This window comes from Arhodomonas sp. KWT, assembly GCF_010993615.1.
This window is the reverse complement of sequence record NZ_WNXE01000069.1, coordinates 5,454-10,668: the sequence shown is the minus strand read 5'-3', so window position 1 is coordinate 10,668 and position 5,215 is coordinate 5,454. Positions and strand designations below refer to the sequence as shown.

5 protein-coding genes are annotated in these 5,215 nt (G+C 61.6%); all 5 read left to right on the top strand.

Annotation, left to right across the window (positions count from 1 at the left end; genetic code table 11):
• Window positions 1–970 (top strand): ImmA/IrrE family metallo-endopeptidase (locus G7A99_RS11420; protein WP_163140282.1); only part of this gene is annotated, 970 nt, incomplete at its 5' end.
• 141 nt (window positions 971–1,111) lie between these two features.
• Complete coding sequence (locus G7A99_RS11415) at window positions 1,112–2,251, top strand: XRE family transcriptional regulator (protein ID WP_163140281.1); 1,140 nt, start codon at window positions 1,112–1,114, stop codon at window positions 2,249–2,251.
• Window positions 2,248–2,748: a DUF4411 family protein gene (locus G7A99_RS11410; protein ID WP_163140279.1), complete on the top strand. Its 501-nt coding sequence runs from the start codon at window positions 2,248–2,250 to the stop codon at window positions 2,746–2,748. The genes G7A99_RS11415 and G7A99_RS11410 overlap by 4 nt, the downstream gene beginning before the upstream one ends.
• A 119-nt stretch (window positions 2,749–2,867) precedes the next feature.
• Window positions 2,868–3,320: a hypothetical protein gene (locus tag G7A99_RS11405; RefSeq protein ID WP_163140277.1), complete on the top strand. Its 453-nt coding sequence runs from the start codon at window positions 2,868–2,870 to the stop codon at window positions 3,318–3,320.
• A gap of 742 nt (window positions 3,321–4,062) precedes the next feature.
• The gene (locus G7A99_RS11400) at window positions 4,063–5,100 is read left to right on the top strand and encodes a DUF4062 domain-containing protein (protein ID WP_163140275.1); all 1,038 of its coding nucleotides are present in this window, start codon (window positions 4,063–4,065) and stop codon (window positions 5,098–5,100) included.
• Window positions 5,101–5,215: the final 115 nt, after the last annotated feature.

Below are 5,215 nucleotides of genomic sequence, written 5' to 3'. Positions count from 1 at the left end.
ACAGATTTCCGCTATGGCCGTGTCGAAATACGAGAACGGCAAGGCGACGCCGTCCTCGACAGTCTTGCTGTCCCTGGCAGACGCGCTGAACGTGCGTGTCGAGTACTTCCTGCGGCCGGAACACGTCGAGCTGGAGATGCAGGGGTACCGCAAGCATCACACGGCCCCCAATCGGTTGCTGGACCGCATCAAGGCGGACGTCAAGGAGAAGCTCGAGCGCTTTCTGGAGCTGGAAGCGGTCCTTCCCGTGCTTCCAGTCGGCGAGTTCCGGGTCCCGCGGGCACTGGCAGACCGGATCGATACGTACGTGGATGTCGAGCGCGCGGCCGCGGACTTACGCGAGGCCTGGGGACTCGGCGTTAACCCCATTCCGGAGCTGATCGACACCTGCGAGGAACACGGCATTCGTGTTTTCCGCACGTCGATACCGCACGACGAGCATTTCGACGGCCTCGCGGCCCTGGTGCGGGGCAATCCGGTGATTATTCTGGGCGAAGATTGGCCTGGCGACCGTCAGCGCTTCACGTTGGCACACGAGCTCGGTCACTTGGTGCTTGAAGGCCGGCTGGCAAAGGATCTGGACATGGAGCTGGCCGCCAACCGGTTCGCCGGGGCGTTCCTGGTGCCGGAGCAGGCCGCACGGCGAGCCCTGGGCGACAAGCGGCATTGGCTTGAGCCGCGGGAGCTGTGGCTGCTCAAACAGGAGTACGGTCTGAGCATGGCCGGGTGGCTGCACCGCGCCCGGGACCTGGGCATCATCCCGGATCAGACTTACAAGCGCCTGCGCCAGGAATTCAAGGCACGCGGATGGCTCAAAAAGGAACCCTTCGGCGACTACCCGGGCGAGCAGCCGCGCGTCTTCGAGCAGCTTGTCTACCGCGCCCTGGCGGAAGACCTGATCGGCGAGTCCAAGGCCGCGGAGCTCATGGGCAAGCCGCTCATGCAGTTCCATTCGGAGTGTACCGCCTGATCGGCGTGCCATGCTGCAGCTCCGCTTGTCGGCACGGCAACGCGTGCCCGAGAATGGTCAGCAAACAGTAGCCGCCGCGAACATGGAACGTGTTCCAGCGTCAAACGCTGACTGACACCGGGGCGAACCGGAATCACGCCAATGGCACAGGCCCACATCACACCGCAGATGCTCGGCTGGGCGCGTGAACGCGCGGGACTGAGCGTGTCCGCGCTCGCGCGGAAGCTGCACGTCAAGGACGACAAGGTCGAGGCCTGGGAGGAAGGTGATAGGCGCCCGACCTTCCGCCAGGCACAGAACCTTGCGCGGCACACCCATGTGCCGTTCGGCTACCTGTTTCTGCGCGAACCGCCTCAGGAAGAACTTCCCATACCGGACCTGCGGACAGTGGGTGATCACAAACCCCAAGGGATCAGCGCAGACCTGCGGGACACCCTACGGGAAGTCATACAGCGCCAGCTCTGGTATCGGGAATATCAACAGGACCGGGATGCCGACCCGGTGGCCGTGGTCGCTTCCATGGGCAGCGGAGCAGCCGTGGACGAGGTTGTGCGCGACATGCGCGATCACCTGGGTGTTCCGGCGCACCCGGAACGCGGCACCTGGGAAGAATACTTCCGCAGCCTGGTGGAGCGCATTGAATCCCTGGGCATCATGGTGATGCGCAACAGCATGGTCGGGACCAACACCAGCCGTCCGCTGGATGTCGGCGAGTTCCGCGGCTTTGCAATTGCGGACCGCTACGCACCGGTCATCTTCGTCAATACCGCGGACTGCGAGGAAGCCCGGCTGTTCACGCTGATCCATGAGCTGGCGCATATCTGGCTCGGCGAGTCCGGCATCTCCGACGGTGAGCCCGCGACGCCGCACCGGGCCGAGAAGCTCTGCAATGCCGTCGCCGCCGAGTTCCTCGTGCCGGAAGTGGAGTTCCGGCCGTTATGGGAGCCCGATCAGGAATGGCGTCAGAACCTGCCGGCGCTGGCCGCCCGATTCCACGTTAGCCAGTGGGTGATCGCCCGGCGCGCACGGGAGCTGAACCTGATCTCGGAGGATGAGTACCGTGCCTATGTGCAGCAGAAGCTGGCGGAGCGCCGTGACGGCAATCGCCAGGGTCAGCCGAGCTTCCATCGTCTGCAGCGCGCCAGAATCAGCACGCGCTTTGCCCAGGCGGTCGCCAGTGAAGCACTCAGCGGCCGGCTGCTGCTACGCGATGCCCACCGGCTCACCGGTATACGGCCCCACAAGCTCGCCGACTTCGCGAGGAGGGAGCTGGGGCTGTGAGTTTTTCGTATCTGCTGGACGCCAACACCTATATACAGGCCAAGAACTTTCACTACCGCATGCACATCGTGCCCGGCTTCTGGGACTGGCTCGATCTGCACTTCCACAATGGTGCAGTCGGCAGTTTCCGCCCTGTGCGCGACGAGCTGGAGGCCGGCAAGGACCAACTCTCAGACTGGGTCAAAGAGCGGCGCGATGTCTTTGTGCCGGTCGACGACGAAGCCACCCAGACGGCGTTTGCCGACATCGCCAACTTCGTCATGACCCACGATGTGTTCGCAGAGCCGCACACGACTACGTTTCTGGACGGTGCGGACCCATGGCTGATAGCAAAGGCAATAGCCTGTGGCGCCGAGGTCATTACGCAGGAAACCAGGGTTGCGGCGAACAGCAAGAAGGTGAAGGTCCCGAACCTCTGCGAGGTCTACCGCGTCCCGTACCGCAACACATACGACCTCATGGATTTGCTGGAAGCACGGCTGGTTCTCGATAGGTAGCGAGGTGATGGGCTATCCGGGATGATGTGGCTCGCGTCCAGTAGCTCACGATAGCGGAGACGGCACAGCGCACAGCGCTCCCGGTAGGCGCTCAGCACTGGCTCGCGGAAACTGCGCTGGTGCAGTCGTCGCTGTATGGTCGCCGTGATGTACCGTCGGCGCGGTTCCTCCGGTTCGTCCCGTATCTCCCGGTCGGCGCCCCGCGCGAGCGAGTCCGTGATCGTGTCCTGGGCGTCCGCCATGACGGTGAAAGTGAGCTTGTCAGGATTGTCGCCCACGACAAAGACCGGCCAGACGGCGAGGTAACGGCCCGGAATCAGTCCGAAGAGATAGATCAGAGGTGTCCGCCGGTGCATGGCTTCCCGCAGCCCCCGGTTGTCACGGTGATTCAGATCGGTGCCGTGGTAGCGGCAGAGCAGGCGATGCTCGTCGCCGAACGTATCCTCGTACGGGCCGTCAGGTGCCGTCGTGATCGTCAGCGGGATCTCCGGAAGGACCCTGGGCTTGAAGATGCCGGCCGGCCCAACCAGTGGCACGCGCTGGCCGTGCCACTCGAAGCCCTGGGAGGGTAGACCTCGGGGCAGAACGTCCCCGTGTCGAGCGGTCTGGGCCTCGAGCCAATCGAAGGCCGCCCTTCGCACGAGAGCATCTTGTCGGTTGGGATCCGGCGTCGCCATGGCGGCCATGGTTACCGCACTGCGGCAAAGTTAGGGATGCGCGTGCCGCTGGAACGGGTGACGTGAAGCTCCCGCCAATCAGCGACTACGGCCTAAGTGAAATGATCACCATCCCGACACCGTATCTCGATCCGAAGCGGCCGGTCAGGTTCCAACCTGTTGAAGGTGATACCAGACCTTTGTGGTCTCGTGCCCTTGGTCCAGGCCCTGTTGCTCTGCATATTTCGTGGCTGCAAGGCTTTATCTCCCACACCCTGTAAGACTTGGGACCGAACCGGCTGAGGGCGCTCTTATCTAACGCCTTGAACTCTGTCAGGCCGAGGCTGGAATGAGCATAACTTCATGGGCGGAAACGTAGTTACGTTCCTCCGCCAGTTGCTGAATTTGCTCTGAGGCGGAGACGGCACTACCGGTCAGAAGAAGCTATACGGACATCGCGCAAAACCAAGGTGCGAATGCTCCGACGACGGGATCAATCGCCATTGGAGTGGCGATTGCCGTCCTCGCGCAGTGGACCAATCCGACGTTGGACACGCTGCCCCGGTGGTCGTCCCAATGGCTGCTATCGTACGTTGGACGGCAAAATCACGTTTCTAAGCATTAGTTCCAAATCCATACGGTGGTACGCACTCGGAATATGAAGAAGATTTTCGTCAGCTCCGTCGTCCAAGGCTTCGAGGATTATCGGCGAGCGAGCCGCGGCGCCATTGGCCTCATGGAGCACCGGCCGATCATGTGCGAGGATTTCGCCGCACGTCCCTATTCATCGCAACAGGCGTGCATCAGGGAGGTGGAAGACTCCGACGTCTACGTGCTCCTGCTAGGCGAGCGGTTCGGCTTTGAGGCCGAGCCAGGCGTCTCGGTGACTCAGCAGGAATTCCGCGCCGCCCGTGATCTGGGTAAACCAGTATTGGCCTTCGTTCAAGAAGGCGTTGAGATGGAACCGGCTCAACAGGCGTTTCGGGAGGAAGTCGAAGACTTCCATCAGGGTTTCTTCCGCACTGCTTTTCATACACCGGAGCAGCTGAAGGACCAGTTGATAAAGGCGCTAAGACAATTGGAGGCTGCAGACCACGCGGCGCCAAAGAGTCAGTTCGAGGAAATAGCAAATCACGCCCTTAGGCGCGTCATTACTGAAGACGACCATCCTGTCTTGGCGGTCGTGTTCTGGCCGCAGCCGGTGCGAGACGTCGATATCGTCCGTGAAGAGTCTCGGCTTGACCGTGTCTTCTCACAGATGTGCGAAGCATCTCTAGCGCAAATGCGCGAAGGCTATGAGCCGCTGACCGATCGGGACTATACCGGCCTGGTCTCTGGGAAGAGCTACTATTATCGGTTTGAGGATGGATTGGTCGTCCTGCTGTTCAGTCCCACCATAGAGCGAGAAGGATGGTTCTTCAGTTCCTACTTCGCTGCGCCATCAAGAATCCGGCAACTGTGTTCGGGTGCAGTCGGATTCGCCGACGCGAACAGCGTATGGTCAGGTGTCGGGCTCTACAACGTTGCGAACGTTCGAGTCGAGGAGCCGCCAGCCGAGAACACCTCTGGCATGGCCATGAAGATGTTCGGCAAGGAAGAAGCTTTCGTGGCTCGTCGACTAATGCCGTTGACAGAAGCCGGCTATCGGGAATGGGTAGAGCAAGCAATCGGACGACTACAACGATACCTTCGTTGAACCGAAGCGCACGGTCAGTAGTAGCTTGTTTGCTCGAAGCAACCCGTAATCGTCCGGGAGGCATGGCGGCGGTGGGGAGCGGGCGGTGTTTGTCGCTGCTTCGCGATGAACCAAG